Source organism: uncultured Ruegeria sp. (genome assembly GCF_947489545.1).
GTDB lineage: Bacteria > Pseudomonadota > Alphaproteobacteria > Rhodobacterales > Rhodobacteraceae > Ruegeria.
In genome coordinates, this window is record NZ_CANLDZ010000004.1 from 274,368 (window position 1) to 293,692 (window position 19,325).

The 19,325-nt window shown below is 56.4% G+C and carries 18 protein-coding genes and 1 pseudogene; 5 read left to right on the forward strand and 14 right to left on the reverse strand.

The annotated features are described in order from the left end of the window. Positions 1 to 8 precede the first annotated feature (8 nt). The 4 genes from Q1B13_RS08430 to Q1B13_RS08445 form a co-directional block, all read right to left on the reverse strand. The gene (locus tag Q1B13_RS08430) at positions 9 to 1,049 is read right to left on the reverse strand and encodes an ABC transporter ATP-binding protein (RefSeq protein WP_298934130.1); all 1,041 of its coding nucleotides are present in this window, start codon (positions 1,047 to 1,049) and stop codon (positions 9 to 11) included. Between the two features lie 23 nt (positions 1,050 to 1,072). Continuing rightward, on the reverse strand, positions 1,073 to 1,909 hold the full coding sequence (locus Q1B13_RS08435; RefSeq protein WP_170411550.1) for a carbohydrate ABC transporter permease: 837 nt from the start codon (positions 1,907 to 1,909) through the stop codon (positions 1,073 to 1,075). Further along, the gene (locus Q1B13_RS08440) at positions 1,906 to 2,751 is read right to left on the reverse strand and encodes a carbohydrate ABC transporter permease (RefSeq protein ID WP_299079430.1); all 846 of its coding nucleotides are present in this window, start codon (positions 2,749 to 2,751) and stop codon (positions 1,906 to 1,908) included. The genes Q1B13_RS08435 and Q1B13_RS08440 overlap by 4 nt, the downstream gene beginning before the upstream one ends. A gap of 76 nt (positions 2,752 to 2,827) precedes the next feature. Further along, positions 2,828 to 4,096, reverse strand: a complete 1,269-nt coding sequence (locus tag Q1B13_RS08445) for an ABC transporter substrate-binding protein (RefSeq protein ID WP_299079433.1) — start codon at positions 4,094 to 4,096, stop codon at positions 2,828 to 2,830. A gap of 212 nt (positions 4,097 to 4,308) precedes the next feature. Between Q1B13_RS08445 and Q1B13_RS08450 the strand changes: the two genes are divergently transcribed. Further along, on the forward strand, positions 4,309 to 5,319 hold the full coding sequence (locus tag Q1B13_RS08450) for a LacI family DNA-binding transcriptional regulator (protein WP_298934123.1): 1,011 nt from the start codon (positions 4,309 to 4,311) through the stop codon (positions 5,317 to 5,319). A gap of 291 nt (positions 5,320 to 5,610) precedes the next feature. Here the strand turns inward: Q1B13_RS08450 and Q1B13_RS08455 are convergent. Continuing rightward, positions 5,611 to 6,287 (reverse strand): annotated as a pseudogene (locus Q1B13_RS08455) (IS6 family transposase). Between the two features lie 200 nt (positions 6,288 to 6,487). Here Q1B13_RS08455 and Q1B13_RS08460 point away from each other — a divergent pair. Beyond that, on the forward strand, positions 6,488 to 6,811 hold the full coding sequence (locus Q1B13_RS08460) for a hypothetical protein (RefSeq protein WP_299799769.1): 324 nt from the start codon (positions 6,488 to 6,490) through the stop codon (positions 6,809 to 6,811). A gap of 249 nt (positions 6,812 to 7,060) precedes the next feature. Here Q1B13_RS08460 and Q1B13_RS08465 read toward each other — a convergent pair whose 3' ends face one another. The 9 genes from Q1B13_RS08465 to Q1B13_RS08505 form a co-directional block, all read right to left on the reverse strand. Then, on the reverse strand, positions 7,061 to 7,828 hold the full coding sequence (locus Q1B13_RS08465; protein ID WP_299079436.1) for a TIM barrel protein: 768 nt from the start codon (positions 7,826 to 7,828) through the stop codon (positions 7,061 to 7,063). Then, positions 7,825 to 8,472, reverse strand: coding sequence for an aldolase (locus tag Q1B13_RS08470; RefSeq protein ID WP_299079439.1), 648 nt, complete (start codon positions 8,470 to 8,472; stop codon positions 7,825 to 7,827). Before Q1B13_RS08470 ends, Q1B13_RS08465 begins: the two co-directional genes overlap by 4 nt. Next, on the reverse strand, positions 8,469 to 9,701 hold the full coding sequence (gene otnK, locus Q1B13_RS08475) for a 3-oxo-tetronate kinase (protein ID WP_299079441.1): 1,233 nt from the start codon (positions 9,699 to 9,701) through the stop codon (positions 8,469 to 8,471). The genes Q1B13_RS08470 and otnK overlap by 4 nt, the downstream gene beginning before the upstream one ends. Continuing rightward, positions 9,698 to 10,597 carry an L-threonate dehydrogenase gene (gene ltnD, locus Q1B13_RS08480; RefSeq protein WP_299079444.1) on the reverse strand — a complete coding sequence of 300 codons (900 nt, stop codon included), beginning with the start codon at positions 10,595 to 10,597 and terminating at the stop codon, positions 9,698 to 9,700. Before ltnD ends, otnK begins: the two co-directional genes overlap by 4 nt. Continuing rightward, positions 10,594 to 11,550: an SMP-30/gluconolactonase/LRE family protein gene (locus tag Q1B13_RS08485; protein ID WP_299079447.1), complete on the reverse strand. Its 957-nt coding sequence runs from the start codon at positions 11,548 to 11,550 to the stop codon at positions 10,594 to 10,596. The genes ltnD and Q1B13_RS08485 overlap by 4 nt, the downstream gene beginning before the upstream one ends. After that, positions 11,547 to 12,491: an ABC transporter permease gene (locus tag Q1B13_RS08490; protein ID WP_299079450.1), complete on the reverse strand. Its 945-nt coding sequence runs from the start codon at positions 12,489 to 12,491 to the stop codon at positions 11,547 to 11,549. Before Q1B13_RS08490 ends, Q1B13_RS08485 begins: the two co-directional genes overlap by 4 nt. Then, positions 12,491 to 13,480 (reverse strand): ABC transporter permease, encoded by a 990-nt coding sequence (locus Q1B13_RS08495; RefSeq protein WP_299079453.1) that lies wholly within the window; start codon positions 13,478 to 13,480, stop codon positions 12,491 to 12,493. The genes Q1B13_RS08490 and Q1B13_RS08495 overlap by 1 nt, the downstream gene beginning before the upstream one ends. Beyond that, positions 13,446 to 14,963: a sugar ABC transporter ATP-binding protein gene (locus Q1B13_RS08500; protein WP_299079456.1), complete on the reverse strand. Its 1,518-nt coding sequence runs from the start codon at positions 14,961 to 14,963 to the stop codon at positions 13,446 to 13,448. Before Q1B13_RS08500 ends, Q1B13_RS08495 begins: the two co-directional genes overlap by 35 nt. An 83-nt stretch (positions 14,964 to 15,046) precedes the next feature. Beyond that, on the reverse strand, positions 15,047 to 16,126 hold the full coding sequence (locus Q1B13_RS08505; RefSeq protein ID WP_299079459.1) for a sugar ABC transporter substrate-binding protein: 1,080 nt from the start codon (positions 16,124 to 16,126) through the stop codon (positions 15,047 to 15,049). A gap of 133 nt (positions 16,127 to 16,259) precedes the next feature. Here Q1B13_RS08505 and Q1B13_RS08510 point away from each other — a divergent pair, with 133 nt between their 5' ends. The 3 genes from Q1B13_RS08510 (at position 16,260) to Q1B13_RS08520 (ending at position 19,291) form a co-directional block, all read left to right on the forward strand. Continuing rightward, complete coding sequence (locus Q1B13_RS08510; RefSeq protein WP_299079462.1) at positions 16,260 to 17,285, forward strand: LacI family DNA-binding transcriptional regulator; 1,026 nt, start codon at positions 16,260 to 16,262, stop codon at positions 17,283 to 17,285. 423 nt (positions 17,286 to 17,708) lie between these two features. After that, positions 17,709 to 18,845, forward strand: coding sequence for a twin-arginine translocation pathway signal protein (locus Q1B13_RS08515; protein ID WP_299079465.1), 1,137 nt, complete (start codon positions 17,709 to 17,711; stop codon positions 18,843 to 18,845). Further along, positions 18,842 to 19,291 (forward strand): MarR family transcriptional regulator, encoded by a 450-nt coding sequence (locus Q1B13_RS08520; RefSeq protein ID WP_299079467.1) that lies wholly within the window; start codon positions 18,842 to 18,844, stop codon positions 19,289 to 19,291. The genes Q1B13_RS08515 and Q1B13_RS08520 overlap by 4 nt, the downstream gene beginning before the upstream one ends. Positions 19,292 to 19,325 lie beyond the last annotated feature (34 nt).

The following is a 19,325-nucleotide window of genomic DNA, read 5'->3' on the forward strand; positions in this document are numbered from 1 at the left end:
TTTCTCCCTTAAGCGACGGCCAGAGTGGTTTCGGGGTCAAACCAACGCCCCCGTCCCTCTTGCGGTGCCAGGGTAAGTACGTCACCAGGTTTCACGCTGAGCTCACTGTCCAGGACTGCGCGGAACTGGTGTCCGTCTACATCGCAAGTCACCAGCAAATGTGCGCCCAAAGGCTCAACAACCTTGGCTCGTGCTCCAAACCCCTGATCCGCAATGCTCAAATCTTCCGGGCGAATAGCCCATTTCAGATCCTTGCCATTTGCAGGACCGTCAAGGTTCTGCCCGGCAACTGTCCAGCGACCAGAGCCCGCAGCTTCAGCGGGAAGGAAATTCATAGGCGGATTGCCGATGAAACTGGCCACAAACTCGGCCGCTGGATCCCTGTACACCTCGATGGGCGAGGCTGCCTGAACAATTTTGCCCTGATGCATAACGCTGATCCGGTCGGCCATGGACATAGCTTCGACCTGATCGTGGGTCACATAGATGGCGGTAGTCTTGCTTTCTGCCAGAACACCCTTCAGCTCGGCCCGCATCTCCATCCGCAACAATGCGTCAAGGTTCGATAACGGTTCATCCATCAGGATCACGTCCGGCTCCATTGCCAATGCACGGGCAACAGCGACCCGTTGACGTTGACCGCCTGACAATTCTCCCGAATAGCGCTTCAGAAGCTGCTCAATATGCATTAACCCTGCGGTGCGTTCGACCCGGCGTTTGACCTCATCATCCGGCAGTTTTTGCATCCGCAAACCAAAGCCGATGTTTTCAAACACTGTCAGGTGCGGAAACACCGCATAGTTCTGGAACACCATCGAGATGCCGCGATCCTTGGGTGACAGGTGATCCACCCGGCGGCCTCCGATCCAGATTTCGCCGGTCGTTGCTGTCTCAAGCCCTGCGATGATGCGCAGAAGCGTGGATTTACCGCAGCCCGATGCCCCCAGAAGGACCATGAATTCCTGATCTGCGATGGTCAGGTTAATGTCGTGCAGAGCCTGATAAGACCCAAAATTCTTGGCAACGTTTTTGATCTGTATTTCAGCCATAACAGTTTCCTTTCAGCCACCGTTCAGCGGTTGGCAATGCCCCACATGGCAAAGAGGTATTTGCGCACAGCGAAGATAAAGATCAGCGCAGGCACCACGAGGATGAAGCCGCCCGCAAATTTCAGGTGCAAAGGGGCCTCGCCCAGGGTTTGCAACAGGAATGCGGGCAACGTGCGGTTCTCGATGGTCAGCACGGCGGCCGCGAACACCTCGTTCCACGAAATGACGAAGGCGAAGATCGCCGAGGCCGTGATCCCAGGCAGTACCAGAGGCAAGATCACTTTGGTGAAGGCGGTCAGCCGTGTGCAGCCCAGCGTCCACGCTGCTTCCTCAAGCTCCAGCGGGATACCAGAGAAGAGCGAAAAGGTGATGAGCACCGCGAATGGGATCGCCAGGGTCGTGTGGACCAGCGCCAGACCGAAGGCCGTGTCATCCAGACCTGTGCGGATAAAGAGAACCGCAAGGGGTAGTGCCAGCAAGGGCAGCGGAAAGGCCCGGGTCAGCAGGATCAGCAGCCGGAACAGCTCTTTCCCACGGAAGTCGAACCGCGATAGGGCGTAGCCCGCGGGCGCTCCGATGGCGATGGACATCACCATCGTCATCAAAGCCACCACAACCGAGTTCCACAGCGCCCTCAGCATCCCCTGGAACCCCATAAAGAATTCCAGGGATCCCATATTGAACTCCGGGATGAAGCTCTTGGGGAAACTGTTCACCGTATCCGGTGAGGACATTGTGTTCACGAACAGCAGGTAAAGCGGTATGATCACCCAGGCACACAACAAGATCACTCCTGCTCGGTAGAGCCCCCTACCCGCCTTGCGGGTGTCAGGGGCTACAACGTCTGCTACAGCCGTCATATCGTAGCTCCTTTCGGGACGCGCAGAGCGCGCATGATGATCAGAGTGAAGACGATCGAGATAATCAGAACGATGATCGCCAGCGCTGCTGCTGCCCCACCATTTTGCAGGTCAAACTGATAGGCGTAAATTTCGCCCATTAGTACCGGGAAGATCGTGCCTCCAAGAGCAGCAACCACGGCGAAGACCTCGAAGGCCAGGATGACGCGCAGGACCAGGGCCGTTTGCAGCGACGGGCGCAAAAGCGGCAGGGTGATCCGGGTGAACTGTTTCCAGCGCGAGGCCCCAAACACATCCGCAGCCTCGTAGTATTCCTTGGGGATCAGGCCGATGCCCGCCACAAGGATCACAAGCATTATCGCTGTAGCGCGCCAAATCTCGGCCAACATGATCGCCAGGAACACAATCCAGGGAGTTTGATAGCTCAGCAAACTTACAGGTTGGTCGGTGACACCAAGCCCGACCATCATCGAGTTCAGAAAACCCGACTGCTCGAAGATCGCCAGCCAGATGATACCGGCTGCTAGATCAGAGATACCCAGCGGAATGGTCCAAATATACAGAACCAGATCGCGGCCCTTTTGCATCTTCGTGACCATCGTGGCCATCAGAAGTGACAGCGCCAACTGAATCGGCACCACGGCCGCGGCCAGAAGAAAGGTGTTCTTCATAGAAATCGGGAACTTCCAGTAGCTCACAACTTCGCGAAAGTTATCCAGTGAAAAGCCGTTCCCTGTTCCAAAAGCCTGCTGCGCAACCAGCGCAAACGGGTAGAGGAAAAACAGGCAGAGAAATAGCGTCACCGGGAGGATCAGAAAGTAAGGCAATAGCCGCGCTTCCATCGGACCGCTCCTTTGAGTTGGGATTTTGCTGGGGAACCGGGCCACCGCTTCGGTAGCCCGGCAGTCAGGGAAGGTCTTACTCGACCGGGCAAGCACCTTCCGAAGGTGCATCTGGTGCCCAGCAAGGCGCGCCAGTTTCGTTCATGATCTTTTCCAGCTGTTTCTTTTGATCTTCCAGAACCTGCTCAATAGGCTGACCAGCCAAAACAATGCGTTCGAACGAATCTACGTAAACACGATTGAAATCCCCACCCATGCTACCCAGACCTGCAGGCAGCAGGCCAGGATTAGCATCTGGTGATCCGCTCATCGTGGCAACCGCTTCACCGGCGGCTTTGACCGAAGGCGGCAGATCGTCTGGCAGTTCGACTTCAACCACAGGGAAGAAGTTTGTGGCTTTAAGGGTCGCGATCTGCGTTTCGGGTTGCATCAGATAAGTCAGCAATGCTTTGGCACCTTCAGCATCTGGCGCGGTCCGCGGTATGGCAACACCTGCCAGAACAGGCATGAAGCCGCGGCCGGTCGGACCAGCAGGCGCTGGGAAGGCGACGAAATCGTCGGGGCGCTCATTAAACGCCTGCGCAAGACGCGAGGTGTGGTCAAAGACAATCCAGGCATCGCCGTTCAACAGCTGCTCTTGCATGAATGAGAAGTTGGTCGATGCGGGGTTCGTATGGCTCCAAAGCTCTTTGAACTTCTCCCATGCAGTCACGGCCTCGGGCGATGCAAATGTCCGCACAACACCGTCAGTGTAGGACGGGTAGAGGTAGCCCTGGAAGAAGCGGTGTTTCAGGCCCTTGGGACCTGCAGGAAAGCCGAATTTCTTCTGTCCAGTTGCTTCTTCCACATTCGCCGCCCACGCGATCAACTGGTCATACGTCAGTGCATTGATGTCCGCGCCTTCAGGCAGGTACTGCAGCGCTTCAGTGTTGGCGGCCATGATGTAGCTCGCTTGCATCCACGGCATGTAGTGCAGGCTGTCAGTTCCCAATTTGGCCAGATCATTGAAAGTGTCTGAGGCCGACATGACGCCAAGATCACTGAGATCCATTAGGTCATCAGGGTTCATCGCCGAGAAGTTGCCGTGCAAAGAACCCAGCAAGTCAATACTGCCCGAGCCCGCTTGTAGTTCAGCTTGCAAACGGGTCAGCCAAGGGCCATCTTCGTTCGGCTGGTAATCCACTCCGCCATCGAAGCCACCAAGAACCTCGGTCCGCATAGCCTGCGCTTCTTCGGCAGGCCGGGCCTGGGTTGACCAGAACAGAGTTTCAGCTTGGACGGCGACAGCGCCGACAAGCATGGCCACACCGGACACGGCTCCCGCTAGCTTCGAATGAATAGACATGTTTTCCTCCCTATGTCTGAGGCTGACAAAGAAACAGGCAACCTCTCTCCCTCGCCGACACCTTTGGGTCAGTCCGCGGGCGAATGCAGTTAATATGATATATCGTTGTATCTTGAGTCAAGTATGTTGCCGTCAAGTATTCGCCATAATTTGCTTGTCATTTGCAAAATCACTTGCGATCTTATGCAAACGTTATACCTCAACAGTGACCCATGACGAAAAAACCCACCTTATCCAGCGTTGCCAAAGAAGCGGGCGTGTCGGTTCCAACCGTCAGCCAAGTTATGCGTGACACCGGCCGAATTTCAGAGAAGACACGTCAGAAAGTCCTGAGCGCAGCCAAGCGTCTGCGCTACGTCCCAAATCAAGCAGCGGCCACAATGCGTTCGGGTGACAATCGCGAAATCGGTTTCATCATTAACAAATTGGCTAATCCGTTTAACGCAGAAGTTGTCAGTGGCGCCGTCGACTTGCTCGAGACCGAAGGTTTCATGGTATCAATCCTCGATGCACAAGGAGATCTTCAGCGCCAGGACCGCCTTCTGGAAGCTTGCATCAGATTCGGTCGCCGTGGTTTGATCTGGGTTCCGGCACTCGACACAAGCGAAGTATCTATGGAGCTCCTGAATGCTCACGGTGTTCCCGCCGTGACATTCATGCGAAAAGTGTCACTGTCTCTTGACCATGTCGGTATACTCAACACCGAAGCTCTCGCACAAGCCACGCAGCACCTGATTGACTTGGGGCACAGGCACATCGCGTATTTGGGCGGCACCGAGCAATCGTCCGTTCGTGAGGAACGCATTGCTGGCTATCTTGACACTCTAAAGCAACTGGGTGCCGCGCAGCCAATTGTCTGGCCATGCGATGAAAACAAGCGCGCCGGTGTTGATGCCATTGCGGCACTCCGCCATCAACACCCCGAGGTGACGGGCGTTGTATGCAACGGAGACGTTGTGGCGCTTGGCGCATGCTTCGGCTTGATCCAGTCCGGTTTGAAACCAGGGCATGATTTTTCGGTAGTGGGTTTCGATGACATTGAAGATGCCGCCGTTTCAACTCCTGGCCTGACAACCTTGGCAGTTAACCCTAAGAAGTTGGGCGCAAGACTGGCCGAGATCCTTCTGGACCGAATGCGAACACCAGATCTCCCGATTCGACATGTTGAGTATTCTGCGACCCTGAAAGTTCGGGGAACATCAGGAGTCGCGCCTGATCACTAAGTCGTTCCGGCTCAGAAATTGCCCATGTCTCTGGTCACAACAAATCTCTGATCTTTGCGTGTCTAGAACAAAGAGCTATTTTGCTTTTTGGCAAGTTGGAAACTTGGAAACTTGGAAACTTGGAAACTTGGAAACTAAACATCGTTTGCCCCAAAAACATCGAACAGCGTTATGTCGGATGGAAACAAGAAAAAACACTCGAGAAAGGTTGGCCTAAGGGTAACAACCCTTGCAGACCGCCTCTGTCGCAAGGTTTTAGGGCGGTCAAATGAATTTGTGATTACTTCAGGTTCAGATTACCAACCTGGAGAATTGACAAAACGCACAGATTCCATGCGACAATTGGCCCTTGCGGATCATGTGCGCTACTTCGATGCCTGCCAGATCCGCCGCCGCAGCGAAGGCCTTGAACCCCAGCATTGGCCGAGTGCGCCTCTTGATGAAACGGTGGTCCTGTTCGACGATGTTATTCAGGTATTTCCTGCTCACCATCTCTATTGGTATCGGGCAATCGAAGCTCTTCAGCATTTGTTGATCGCTTCGAGGCCCGCGGTGTCGGCGCCGCTCTTGTCGATCACACGCTTCCTCGGCAAACTATTGGTTTCAAACATCCGGGCGAAAGACTTCGTGGCGGCCAGTTTGTTTCGGCGTTGGGAGAGCATGAAATCAAGTGTCCTGCCATAGTTCTCGACTGCTCGATAGAGATAGACCCGCGCCCCTTTCACTCGGATGTAAGTTTCATCCATTCTCCGGGAGCGATCGCATGGTCGTTTGCGGCGGCGCGCTGCTTCTGCAATCGCGCCGGAATACCGTATGACCCATCGGTTCAGTGTGGTGCGATCAACAGAGACGCCTCGATCATGCATGATTTCTTCCCGATCCCGGTATGACACTCCGTATCGGACATAGAAGAACACTGAGACCGAGGAAACGCCCTTCGGATACTGAGCACCTTTGAAAGAGATCATGAACTGGCTTTCGACTTGATAATTCCAAAAGTCACCCACCCGCTGATGGCGCGAGCGCTAATGGTCAAATGTTTGCAACAGATCCAGCTCAGAGGTATTCTGATCGAGTTCTCGAGTTCACTGTACTCCGCAACAAAATATCGGCCGCTCTGCCTGGTCTCAAATAATTTGTAGCAGACGATAGCGGGATCTCAGACTTGATGGCGACTGTGCGCAACGCTCTGAGCCGCAAAACGGACGCTAAAGTACTCAGCGAATTACTGTATGAAATATCTGTGGAAATCTCGGGGATTACGCAAACCAATACATTAGACTTGAGGGACAATGACACTGAAAGTGAGGGGCACAAAGAGGACTCTTTGAGTCCGGGAGTTAAAGAAGAACAACTTTCTCAGATTCAGGTCTTTGCTGGTCAGATGGGAGGTAGTTTTCCACGTTTATGCTCTGAACTTCGCTTTGGACGGGATCAGGTTTTACCCTTCGCAGACAACATGTTTCCGGCTCCAATTTCCTGCATGTGGTGAGCGGCTTGATAGACGCGCGAAGCTATAGGAGGGCAGGGAGCCTAAACGATCACTATCTCCGTTCGCAAGGCGTTATTTTCAGCTTAAGGGGGAAAGCTGACCGTCGCCGCATATGCGCCCTGACCCTGAACCCTCCAGCGAAGCTGACATTCAAAAAAACATCGCAGTTCATATATTAAACCCAAGTTATGCCAGATAGCGTCAAACCGACATTGAAGGTTGGGGTCAGGTAGAATTGCGTGATACAGCTTAAGCAAACACCTCACCGCCTGAACGGAATACATTGAGCCAGTCAGTAAACTCTTCATTCTCACGAGGCTTGAATTCAGCCCCCAGGGGCGCTCGCCAGCCGAGAGTGGCGATGTGGGAAAAGATCTCGGCGTAGTTCAGTTCGCCACGATCTGGTGCGCCTCGGTCAGGAACCGACGCAAATTGGATGTGGCCGATCAGCGGCAGCAACTCACTCAGGCGTGTCATGATATCGCCTTCGGTCCGGCCGACATGGTAGCAGTCGAACATCAGACGCAGGTTGGGCGCTCCGACGGTTTCAATGATCGCACGCGCCTGGTCAGTGGTCTGCAGGAAGTATCCCGGGGCATCATGTCTGTTCAGAGGTTCGATCAGGATCGTGCGATCTGTCTGGGATGTCGCATATTTCAGGTTCTCCTCAAACGTAGTGCGCGCCTTTGGACCAGTTCCAAAACCAGCCATGACGTGAATTGCACCTGCGTCCACCGCATCGGCGTAGCGAACTGCCTGATCAATGGCGGCACGCGCCTCGACCTCGCGGCCTGTCAACGCCGCAAGGCCGTTTTCACCCGGATTGCCGCGGATTGTGTTTAGGCCCAGCATCGGCAGGCCGGTTTGGTCGAGCGCCGCCTTCACCTGTTCTGCGGGGGTCTCGTAAGGCCAATGGCATTCCACCGCGTCAAACCCGGCGGCCTTCGCCGCGCGAATGGCGTCCGGCAAAGGCCGGTCGACCCAAAGAAATCCCAGATTGGCCGAAAACGCGGTCATACATCCCACTCCACATCAAACTTGGTCACAACTTGCGAAATCTGCTCGGACGACAGCGCGCGCGCCGGAAGTCCACGCATCATCAGCGCAAGACGCGCCGTCGCCTCAAGTTCTTCGATCGCGTTGCAGGCCGCCTCGACCGATTTTCCCGCGACCACTGGGCCGTGGTTGGCAAGCATCACGGCCGCACGCTTTCCGGCTAGACCACGGACCGCCTCGCCCATCCCAGGATCGCCCGGGACGAAGAACGGCAAAAGCTTGACGCGCCCCAGCTGCATGACCGCATAGGGTGTGAGCGGCGGCAGGAAGCTGTCTTCATCGGCGTCCGGTAAAAGCGACAGCGCAACGGAATGGCAGGAATGCAAATGAACAACTGCCCCGGCAGTGTTGCGTGTGTCGTAGAACGCTGTGTGAAGCGGCATTTCCTTGGTGGGGGGGGCGCCATCTATCAGGCGACCATTGGCATCGAACCGGCTGAGACGCTCAGGATCAAGCCGACCAAAGCTCGTGCCTGTTGGCGACACCAGAAGGCCGCCGTCCTCAGTGCGCGATGAGATGTTCCCGGTGGAGCCGTGCGTGAGACCACGGTCAAACAGCGACGCCGCCAGCCGACACATTTCGTCGCGTAGCTTGGTATCGCTCATGGTCCAAGAACTCCTGCGGCTTTACTAAAGAAATCCTCTGTGCCGAAATTCCCGGATTTGAGGGCAAAGACAAGATTGGGGGCCGCACGCAAGGCCGGTACGCCTGGGTCGATCTCTGGCCCAATGGTCAGGTCTTCAATCTGCAGCGCTTCGACGACGGAACCCGAAGTTTCTCCGCCCGCAACAATGATCCGAGTCACCCCCGCCGCGACAGCGCACTGCGCCAGATCAGCGAAGAAGTTTTCGATCGCATTCGCCGCTTCTTCGCGGCCAAAACGGTCCTGGACCGCCCGGACCACGTCTGGGTCAGAAGAGCTATATAAAAGCGGAAGACTGCCCGCGCCCAGCGCCCATTCCAGCATGCCAGCGGGTGTGATGCGGGCTTCGATTACATCTTCGGCCAGAATTTCACGGGCCGGGTGAGATGTGACATGTCGGGCCACCTGCGCGCGCGTCGCCTTTGAACAAGACCCCGACAGCACAAGCAGGGGACCCGTCTGGCCCTGCCAATCTGGCGTGCAGGGTGAACAGCCGAAGTTCCGAGGCAGACCAAGGGCGACACCTGACCCACCAGTGATGAGCTTGAGGTCTTGCGCGGCGGCTCCGATTTCCATCAGGTCTTCGTCGCGGATCGCATCGACAACAATGTGCCGTTTGCCCGCTGCGTGTTCCGCGTCAAGCGCGCCCTTGATAGCGCCAGCACCGTCGAAGACGACCTGCGCGGGCACATGCCCAACCGGGAACGTGCTTTGCATTGCCAACCAACGGCGCAGGTCGGCGTCGGTCATCGGCGTCAGCGGGTGATTTTCCATGCCCGATTCATTCAGAAGTCGGTCGTTCACAAACAGACAGCCCTGAAACACCGACCGCCCCGTGCCGGGAAAGGCAGGACAGACAATGACGCGATCCGCCCCAAGTGCCTCGGCTAGCGCGTCGGCCACAGGTCCGATATTCCCTGCTGGCGTTGAATCGAAAGTCGAGCAGTATTTAAAGAAGAATTGCGAGCAGCCCTGCGCGCGCAGCCATTTAAGCGCCCTGAGCGACTGTGCCACTGCCTCTACCGGATCGATCGAACGGGACTTCAGAGACACAACGCCCGCTTCCACACCGGCATCGGCATCGCGGGACGGGATGCCGGAATATTGCACCACGCGCATGCCCTGCTTTGCGAGTGTGTTGGCAAGGTCACTGGACCCGGTAAAATCGTCGCCTATGCATCCAAGCTTCATGATTCTGTCCCTGGCAGGGTGAGGTCGGCTTGCGCAGCGTAGACCTTGGCGACCGCTGCGTCGTCTTCGCCGCCCAACCCCATTTCTACGGCCTCTCTATAACGCGCAAGTGCCGTTTCAGTGATGGGGGCATCAAAGCCCGCTGCCTGCGCTGCCTCCAGCACAATGCCCAGATCCTTCGGCCAGATGTTCACCTGGCTGTGCGGTGTGTAGTCGCCCGATATGACATGTGGCGCGCGATTTTCCAGCATCCAAGACGTCCCAGCGCATTTGCTGATCACCTCTAGGACGGTGTTTGGATCAATCCCCTGGGTCATGCCAAAGGTCACCGCCTCGGCCATGGTGGCGATGTGCACACCCGCAAGTAACTGATTTACGGCCTTCATCGCCGACCCGGCGCCTGCTGTGTCACCCAGCCTAAATACGGTCTCTGCGGTTGCCTCCAAAATGGGCTCGGCTGCCGCAAAGGCGGATGCAGACCCAGAGGCCATGATGCCAAGCTGACCTATCGCGGCCTTGACCGAGCCACCCGATATCGGCGCATCGAGGTAGTGGATGCCCCGTTCTGCGCAGCGTCGCTCCATCTCTTTGGCGAATTCTGGCGGCACTGTTGCACAGGCCTTCACCACCGCGCCCTGGTGCAAATGCGCAACCGCACCATCGTCGCCGAATAAGACATGCTCGACCTGCGCCGCATTCAGGACAACCACGACGACCGCATCAAGCGACGATGCAACTTCGGCAAAGGTGCCAGTCGTGCCACCCTCTTCGACGAAGCGCGCGACCCGGTCGGGGACCAAATCGAAACCATGCACATTCATTCCTGCCTGCAGGCAAGACTGCGCCATGCCGTACCCCATGGAACCAAGCCCGAAGACGGCGATGTTCATGCTCATGATGCGCTCCTTTCGCGGTCTTTCAGAATGTGGACGGCGTCGCGTCGACTGCTCTCCACTCGGTAAACTTTGTCCGAAGACGTGATGAACATCGTCTGGCCGGCCGCGCCGCCAAAACAGATGTTTGATGTCTGCTGTGGCAGGACAATTTTTCCGATCAAAGCCCCTTCCGGCGATAAGCAGTGAATGCCGTCCAGCGCCGAAGTCCAGACATACCCTTCGTGATCCACTCGGAACCCATCCGGCACGCCGGGGGCAACAACGGCAAAGACACGAGGGTTAGAGAGCGTCATCCCGTTTACATCGAAAATCCGAATATGATGCGGCAGGTCGTAATCGATGCCGGGAAAGCTCGCCCCCCGGATCGCACCGGAATCGGCGACATAAAGGCGGCTTTCATCGGGGGAGAACGCCAAGCCGTTGGGTTTGTCGAAATCCGTCGCCACCGCATGCAGTGCCCCGTCCGGCTTGGTGCAGAAGACGTAGCAACCTGCAAGTTCGCTCTCTGCTGGGTAGCCTTCGACATCGGAATTGATGCCGTAGGGCGGATCGGTAAACCAGACACTGCCATCCGACCGCACGACTACATCGTTGGGTGAGTTGAGCCGTTTGCCATTGAAACTGTCCGCAATGACCTCAACTGCGTCGGCGTCATGGGGGTCAAGTCTGCGGATCACCCTGCGCCCGCCATGTTCGCAGGACACTATCCGGCCTTCGCCATCCAGCGTATTGCCATTGGCAAATTCGCTTTTTGCCAGCGCGACTGATGCGCCTGCCTTTTCCGTCCAGCGCATCATCCGTTTGTTTGGAATGTCGTTGAAGTAAAGCGCGTCGTCCAGCCAGACCGGACCTTCCGTCCAGATACAGCCATCGGCGATCTGCTCGGGTACGCGTTCTGTATCGACGAAATCGTCAAAGCGCGGGTCGACGGTGATGAAACGGAGTTCTGTCATGTTGGCGCTCCTTTTCGTAAAGTCTGAAACAAGAGCATCACCAAGATGATGACCCCAAAAATGATGTTGCGCCAGGCATCCCCGATCTGCATCACCGACAGGATGGATGTCAGCAGCGTAATAAAAAGCGCCCCGCCAATCGTGCCAAAAAGCCCACCGCGACCACCCAAGATCGAGGTGCCGCCTATTACGACCGCAGCAATCGTCGGTAAGAGAAACGGATCGCCCATGCTCTGATACGCTTGGTTGGCATAGCCCGCCAGCATGACGCCACCAAGCGCCGAACACATGCCCGCGATCGCGAAGGCTGCAAAGAGCACCGAAGGTGTGGACACACCCGACAGGAACGTTGCCTTCTCGTTATAGCCGATAGAGCGCAGATAACGCCCGAATGGCGTGCGCGTCAGGAGCCAAGTCAGCGCGAGTGATATCACGATCCAGATCAGAAAGCTGACGGGCAACCCAAGTAGATCACCCGAAGCCATAGTGATCATCAGTTCGCTCGATTCACCCCTCGGGTTGAAACCGCCGGTGTTCAGAACTGCCAACCCCAGCAGCATCGAATTCATCGCCAGAGTCCAGACCATCGACGGAATGCGCAGGATCGCCACACCCGCCGCATTGATCATCCCGATCAGCGCGCCAAAGGCGAGGGCTGCCGGAATCGCGAGCGCTCCAAGCACGGGGTTACCGGAGCCGACGAACGCTGTCGAAAGGATCGCAGCACCCGTAAGTACCCACGGCACCGAGAGGTCGATGTGACCCAGCAGAATGACGATCGTCGCACCTGTGGCGAGCAGCCCCAAAAAGGCGGCGATCTGCAACTGTTGGGTCAGGTAATCCACGCTTAGCACCTGCGGGAAAAACGCGCTCCCTGCAAAAATCAGAATGAAAACGCCGATATAGGGCATCAAGCCGTCGACAGAGACATGACGCAGCATCAGGAAAACGCCTCCAACTTGTTTCGCGCACGCAGCACCTCAGCACCGCCTATGGCAATGGCCGCGGCAAGGATCAGGCCCTCGAAGAGGGGCTGCGCAAGCGACGGGATACCCGAGAAAAACATTAGCGACGCGATTGTCTTCAAAATAAAAGCGCCCGCCAAAGCCCCGATCAGTGAACCAACCCCGCCGCGCAGAAGCACACCGCCAAGAACCACCGCTGCGATGGAATTCAGGGTAAAGCCCGGCGCGATACCGGCATCCCCCGTGGTGGTAACGAAGCTGTAGTAGAGACCTGCAAGTCCTCCAAAGGTTCCCGCCAGTGTGAAAGCCGCAAGACGAATGAGTTTTGTATTGATGCCCGACTGAAAGGCAGCTTGCTCAGACGATCCAACCGCATATAGGCCGAGACCAAGCCCCGTGCGTCGAAACGGCAGCCAGAACCCCAGGATCGCAACGCCAGTGATGATGAGCGAAGTAGGGATGCCAAGCACGTCCAGCGTGAGCGCATCAGCAAGGTCGTAGTTGATCGCACCACCCGGTGTTGGTCGCAGCAAAAGTGCTACGCCAACGAAAATGGAAGCCGTGGCAAGGGTCACGACAATCGGCTGAATGCGGCCATAGACAATGATCACTCCGTTGAGCAACCCGCACAGGGCCCCGGCAGCGACGACTGCCACCATCCCTGCCGCAATGCCCAGCACTGAACCGTCCAGCAGATAAGAAGCGAGGCAGTTGGTCAGCGCCATGACAGCACCCACCGAGAGGTCGATCCCCCGGACAACAACGGCAAAGAACTGTGCGCAGGCAGCAAGTCCTAGGATCAGGCACTGGTTGACCCAGATTGTCATCACGTAGGTTGATGCGCCGCGCGGGTGCGTGCCAATATAGGCCGCCAGAAGGACGATAAGCACCACGCCCGCAATCACCTCGCGGCGGTTCGATCTCATATAATCAAGCATCGGCGGCGCGCGGTTGCTGTGTGACATTCAGTGTCGCTGCGATGATGTTCTGTGGGGTCAGATCATCGCCGCTGAATGACGCGACGACTTCACCGTCGAAGAAGACGTGCGTTTCATCGCAAAGCTGGATCAGTTCCTCGTAGTCGGTGCTGAGCAGCAGGATTGCCGTACCCTGATCGGCCAGTTGACGAAGAATAGAGTAGATCTGTGTCTTAGTCTTGACGTCGATCCCGCGGGTCGGGTCGGCCAGCAACAGACACCGAGGTTTAATCGCCAGCCACTTCGACAAAACGACTTTTTGCTGATTGCCCCCCGAAAGCGACGACACAGGCAGGCCAAGCCCCCCATGCTTGAGCGCAAGCTGACCGATCGATCCCGAGTAAAGCGACTCATCGGTGGCATCAAGGTCAGCGCGACCGAGGGCCGCCAGTTCCAGATTTTCGCGGATGCTCTGATCGAGGATCAGGCCTTCAGTCTTACGATCCTCTGGGATGTAGGCAAGCGCGATATCCTTCTGCTTGGCGGTTTTCGGGTCTTTGATCCTAGCCACCTGGCCCGAGATCGCGGTTTCTCCGGTGGTCTTTCGCAAAAGACCAAAAAGCCCCATCAGAAACGCCCCCTGTCCCTGACCGTCAAGCCCACCGAGGCCGACAATCTGTCCACGGCGAACTGCGAGACTGACGTTCTGGACCCAACCTTCCCAGTTAAAGTCCCGGATATCGAGGACGATGCCCGCGTCATCGTCGGTTGGCGGTTTATCAGGAAAGAGCTCTTCGATCTTCTGGCCGACCATCATGTCGATGATCTCACCATAGTCGTGGTCGCCCTTCTCAAAGGTTTCGACCCGCCGACCGTTGCGAAAGACGGAAATACGGTCCGCCAGCGCTTCGATCTCGTGAAAACGGTGCGAAATAAAGAGTACAGCAGTGCCGCCGTCGCGCTCCTCGCGCACGAGGTCAAACACGCTTTCGACGACCGAGGCGCCGAGCGCGGATGTCGCCTCATCCAGGATCAGCAGCCTTGGCTTTTTCATCAGCGCCTTGGCAATCTCGACCTGTTGACGCTGTGGAAGCGTCAGATCAGCCACCCGCGCGCCCATGCGGATGTCCGCTCCACCAATGCGTTCAAGGACAGTGCGCGCCGTATCAAAGCCGGTTCCGCGCAGCCATCCAATTCCGGCATCGGGCGCGCCGAGAAGAAGGTTTTCCCGTACCGTAAGGTCAGGCACCAGCGACAACTCTTGAAACATACAGACCAACCCGTGCTGCAATGCATCCTGCGGTGATGATAGCTGTACATCCTGACCATCCAGACAAATTTGACCTTGGGTCGGTTGCAATGCCCCCGCGATAAGCTTCATCAGCGTTGATTTTCCTGCGCCGTTCTCGCCAAGGACCGCATGCACTTCGCCAGCGTTGCAAATGAAATCGACATCATCAAGGGCCTTGGTGGCCCCAAAGTTCTTGGAAACTTTCCGCATCTCTAAAAGAGGCGGGTTGAGTTCAGACATATCGTTAACCCGGAAAATTGCGACGGCGCACCTTGATTTGCGCGCCGCCTTTGTGAGTGGTGTCAGGCTAGGTCTTATCTAAATCAAGTATTGTCAGGCGATTGGCCTAGCAGCTCTTCGGGGCTGAAAGGTTCGAAACATTCAACAAATCCTGTGCCGGTGTTGAAAGACTTTGGGAGATCAGGGAAGTAGTTCACATCCGCCGCCAACGCATCGGCGTTCACCTGAGGGATGGGCAAGAAGACGGTCTGCGGCAGTTCATTGCCTTGCAGCAGCGCCACGGCAGCCTCTAACGCGATGGCAGACATTGCTGGTGCCTGGCTTGCGGAAACACCTGGAATATCCAGCTCTTCCATAAGCATGCGCACACCGTTCTCGCCGTCGACACCCATGGGTACGATCGGGTGACCGGCGGCCTGCATTGCGTTGATCGTACCAGCAGACCCGTGTTGCGATACGACGGCGTCGAACTCTCCATGGGTGGCCAGCGCGTCCGCGACGACCTTCTGGCTGGTGCCCGTGTCCCAGTTGCCAACGACTTCGACTATCTCAAGTCCATCGACGTCTTCAAGCACGCTCATCATGCCAAGACGACGATCCCGGTCGGTAGCGTTGCCGGGCAGACCATTCACCATGAGGACCCTGCCCGCCTCGCCACCGAGGATGTCCATCACCGTCTGCGCCTTCAGCGCACCCAGCGCCATCTGGCTTTCGTTGATCTGCACCACCTTGTCGGTATCGAGGACGTTGTCGAAGGGCACAAGCACCGTTCCGGCACGCTCGGCCCGCCGGATGACCGGCTCAAAAGCTGTTGGGTTCACAGCGATAAAGGTGATGGCGTCGTAGCCTGCCGCGATAAAGTTGTCGATCGCGGCAATCTGCGCGGCGCTATCGTTGCCCACGGACACAACAGTGAATTCTTCGATCATATCGGCGTTTTCGGGCCGCTTTGCCCATGCTTTAGCAGACTGGATAGCCTGAATTCGCCAGTCGTTCCCAGCAAATCCGTTCACGAAGGCCAAGCGGTAGGGTTTTTCTTTGGCATCGTACGAGATCGTGGATGTGCCGGGCGCGGGCACAAAGCACTCTGGGCGATATGTGTTGGCATAGGCGACGCTGGTGGACGCGATGGCGATGGCGGAGCTCAAAAGCAGATTTTTCATATTTCCTCCCTAGCGGGTTTACCGCCGGACTGTGTCGGTATTTCTGCGCTCGTATGTTTACGTAAACACATTGCGCTTACCGTAGATGTTTATGTAAACATACGTCAAGCGCGTCGTGAGAAAGAGTTGGAAAATGGTCAAACGGCGAACGTCAATTTCAGAGAAGCCGCAACCGACCATGCATGACGTGGCACGGGTGGCGGGTGTTAGCCAGATGACGGTCTCACGCGTAATGCGTGGAAAAGGCTACATATCAAAAGACGTGAGAAATCAGGTAATTGGGGCCGCACGAGAGATTGGTTATGTCCACAACAGATTGGCCGGTGGAAATGCGACCTACGACAATCCGATTGTCGGCGTGGTGGTGCCCACGATGCAGAACCGGGTCTTTACCGAAGTGCTGTCGGGCATAAACGCAACCCTTGATGAAAGCGGCCTGAGACCGGTTTTCGGCGTCTCTGAATATGCTCCGGAGGTCGAGGAAGATCTTGTGTTCGACCTGTTGTCATGGCGTCCGCGCGGACTGATTCTCCCGGGCCTTGAGCACACCGAGGCCCTGCGAAAGATTGTGGCCCAGACCGGTGTCCGGGTGGCTGAGATTATGGACACGGACGGCGACCCGATTTCTGCCTGCTTCGGCTTCTCTCATGTCAAAGCTGGCGAGGATATGGCCAAGCACCTGATAGAACGCGGCTACCGGACATTCGCGTATGTCGGCAGCCAAGGCGGGCTTGACCTGCGCGCAACCAAAAGGTTCGAGGCCTTCGCCGGGATTGTGCGAGAGGCTGGCGCGCAAATCGTGGCGTGCGAAACCTTTGAGGGTGCGTCCTCGATGGATGTGGGGCGTCGTGCGACGCATCAGCTTTTGCAACAAGATAGCCCGGCACAAGCGATCTATTTTGCGAATGATGACCTCGCTGCGGGCGGATTGATGCACTGCCTCGCCGAAGGCCTGTCGACGCCCGGCGATGTGGCGTTGGCGGGGTTCAACGGATTGAGTTTCCTGTCCGCCCTGCCGAGGCTTATTACGACGACCGTAACGCCAAGGTTCGACATCGGTCAGGCCGCCGCGCAATGGTTGCTTCAGTCTGCGGACAATAATGCGGCCGCGAACAAGGTTGAGCTTCCAGCGGAACTTAGGGTTGGTCAGACTTCATAGCCGTTTGCTCAAGAAGCTTCTGGATGTTCAGGCATGCCCAACTAAATCGCTGAGTGATCGGAAATACTGCGCCTATAGCGATCAAACCAATCCATTATGTCGGACAAGGGGCACAGCACTCTAGGTGTGTTGTTAACGCGTAGCCGTCATCTGGAGTCTTCCAGGCACCATCGCGTAAACTTACTTATTTGCGAGTGCATTCTGCGTCAGCAGTATTCGCAGCTGCACAAGTCTGGTTTGGGGAAGCTGCTCCGCAGCGTAACGAACCCGTAACAACGTCCGCAAAGGGCCGGTCGCTGCTTTCCGTCCGCTTACTTGATCTGGCGACGGTTTGTTCGAAGCACTCGTTCAAATGCAGCCACGACTACTTGACTAGTTCGACATCGTACTACATGGTACGACATCGAACTTTAGGAGACTACAGTGAACCGAAGAAACTTTCTAAAACTTGCGGGTGGCGGAGTCATTTTGGCGGCAGGCGGCGTGACGACCTTCGCAACGACCCGAACGCCAACTTCAGCACTTGCGCCCTGGTCGCAAGCGGGAACCTATTCCGACCCAAGAATGAACGCTCTTTCATATGCAATACTAGCGCCAAACCCTCACAACCGCCAACCGTGGATTGTTTCGTTGAAGGGCGATGACGAAGCGACCATCTTCTTCGATACGGATAAGCAGTTACCGTACACCGATCCGTTTGATCGCCAACTTACCATTGGCCTGGGTTGTTTCCTCGAACTTATGCGGATGGCTGCCAATGCAGACGGATACGACGTCGACATGACGTTGTTCCCCGAAGGTGAAGACCAAACCGGCCTTGACCAGCGACCTATTGCCTTCGTGAAGTTCAGAGAGACCGCAACGGTGATCGACCCGCTCTTTGCACACGTGCAGGACCGGCGCTCCAACAAAGAACCCTATGATCTGGGGCGGCCTGTTCAGTCCGAGGCTTTGTCCCGGATTCTATCCGTCGCAAGCCACTCACAGATTGGCGGATCGATTGATCCTGAAGAAGTTGCCTTCTGGAGGCAACTCACAACCGAAGCCCTGACGGTCGAGATCGAGATACCTCGTACATATAAGGAAAGCGTAGATCTTATGCGCATTGGAAAGGCCGAAGTAAATGCCAACCCAGACGGAATTGATTTTAGCGGCGTATTCTTCGAAGCTCTTGCGCTTGTCGGAGTCATGACTCGCGAAGCACTATTAGATCCGACATCCACCGGTTTCAAACAAGGTCTTAAGGCCGTGACGGAAAACACCGAAACCGCCATGGGCCACCTTTGGATGGTGACACCTGGAAATACGCGCCGCGACCAGATTGGCGCTGGCGCTGATTGGCTTAGGATCAATCTGGCGTGCACTGCGGAGAGCCTGGGCTTCCAGCCCTTGAGTCAAGCTTTGCAGGAGTATCCTGAAATGTCGACGCAGTATGAAACAACACATGCTCGTTTGGCACCCAACGGCGGAACGGTTCAAATGCTTGCGAGGATCGGTTACGGTCCGAATGTGGCCTTCAGCCCGCGTTGGCCAATAGAAGGCAAGATTGGGAATTCGTGAAAAAAGACAACGAGATCGCAGCTGAGGTGTTCGGGTTCTTTACCGAAATTGGGATCATCAACCAGTTGTCGACCACGATACTGGCCAAGACCTTGCCCCATGGGGTGCATCCGTCACACTTCTCGATATTGAACCATCTTGCTCGCCTTGGCGATGGAAAACCACCTGTGCGCATCGCATCCGCGATGCAGGTGACGAAAAACACTATGACACATTCCCTAAAGGTGCTTCAGGACCGGGGCTACATCACCGTACGCCCTGATCCCGAAGACAGGCGCGGGAAGCTGGTCTATCTGACCCAGGCCGGCCGCACTTTTAGGGACCAAGCAATTGTTCGCGTCAGCGAGGTCTTCGGACACATTATTGGGCCTGATCAACTGGCCATTATGAAACGCACAAAGGGTGATCTTGCAGAATTTCGGAAACATCTCGACAACAATCGATAGAAGTCGACATTGCTATGCCCGGTGACCTCCAAGC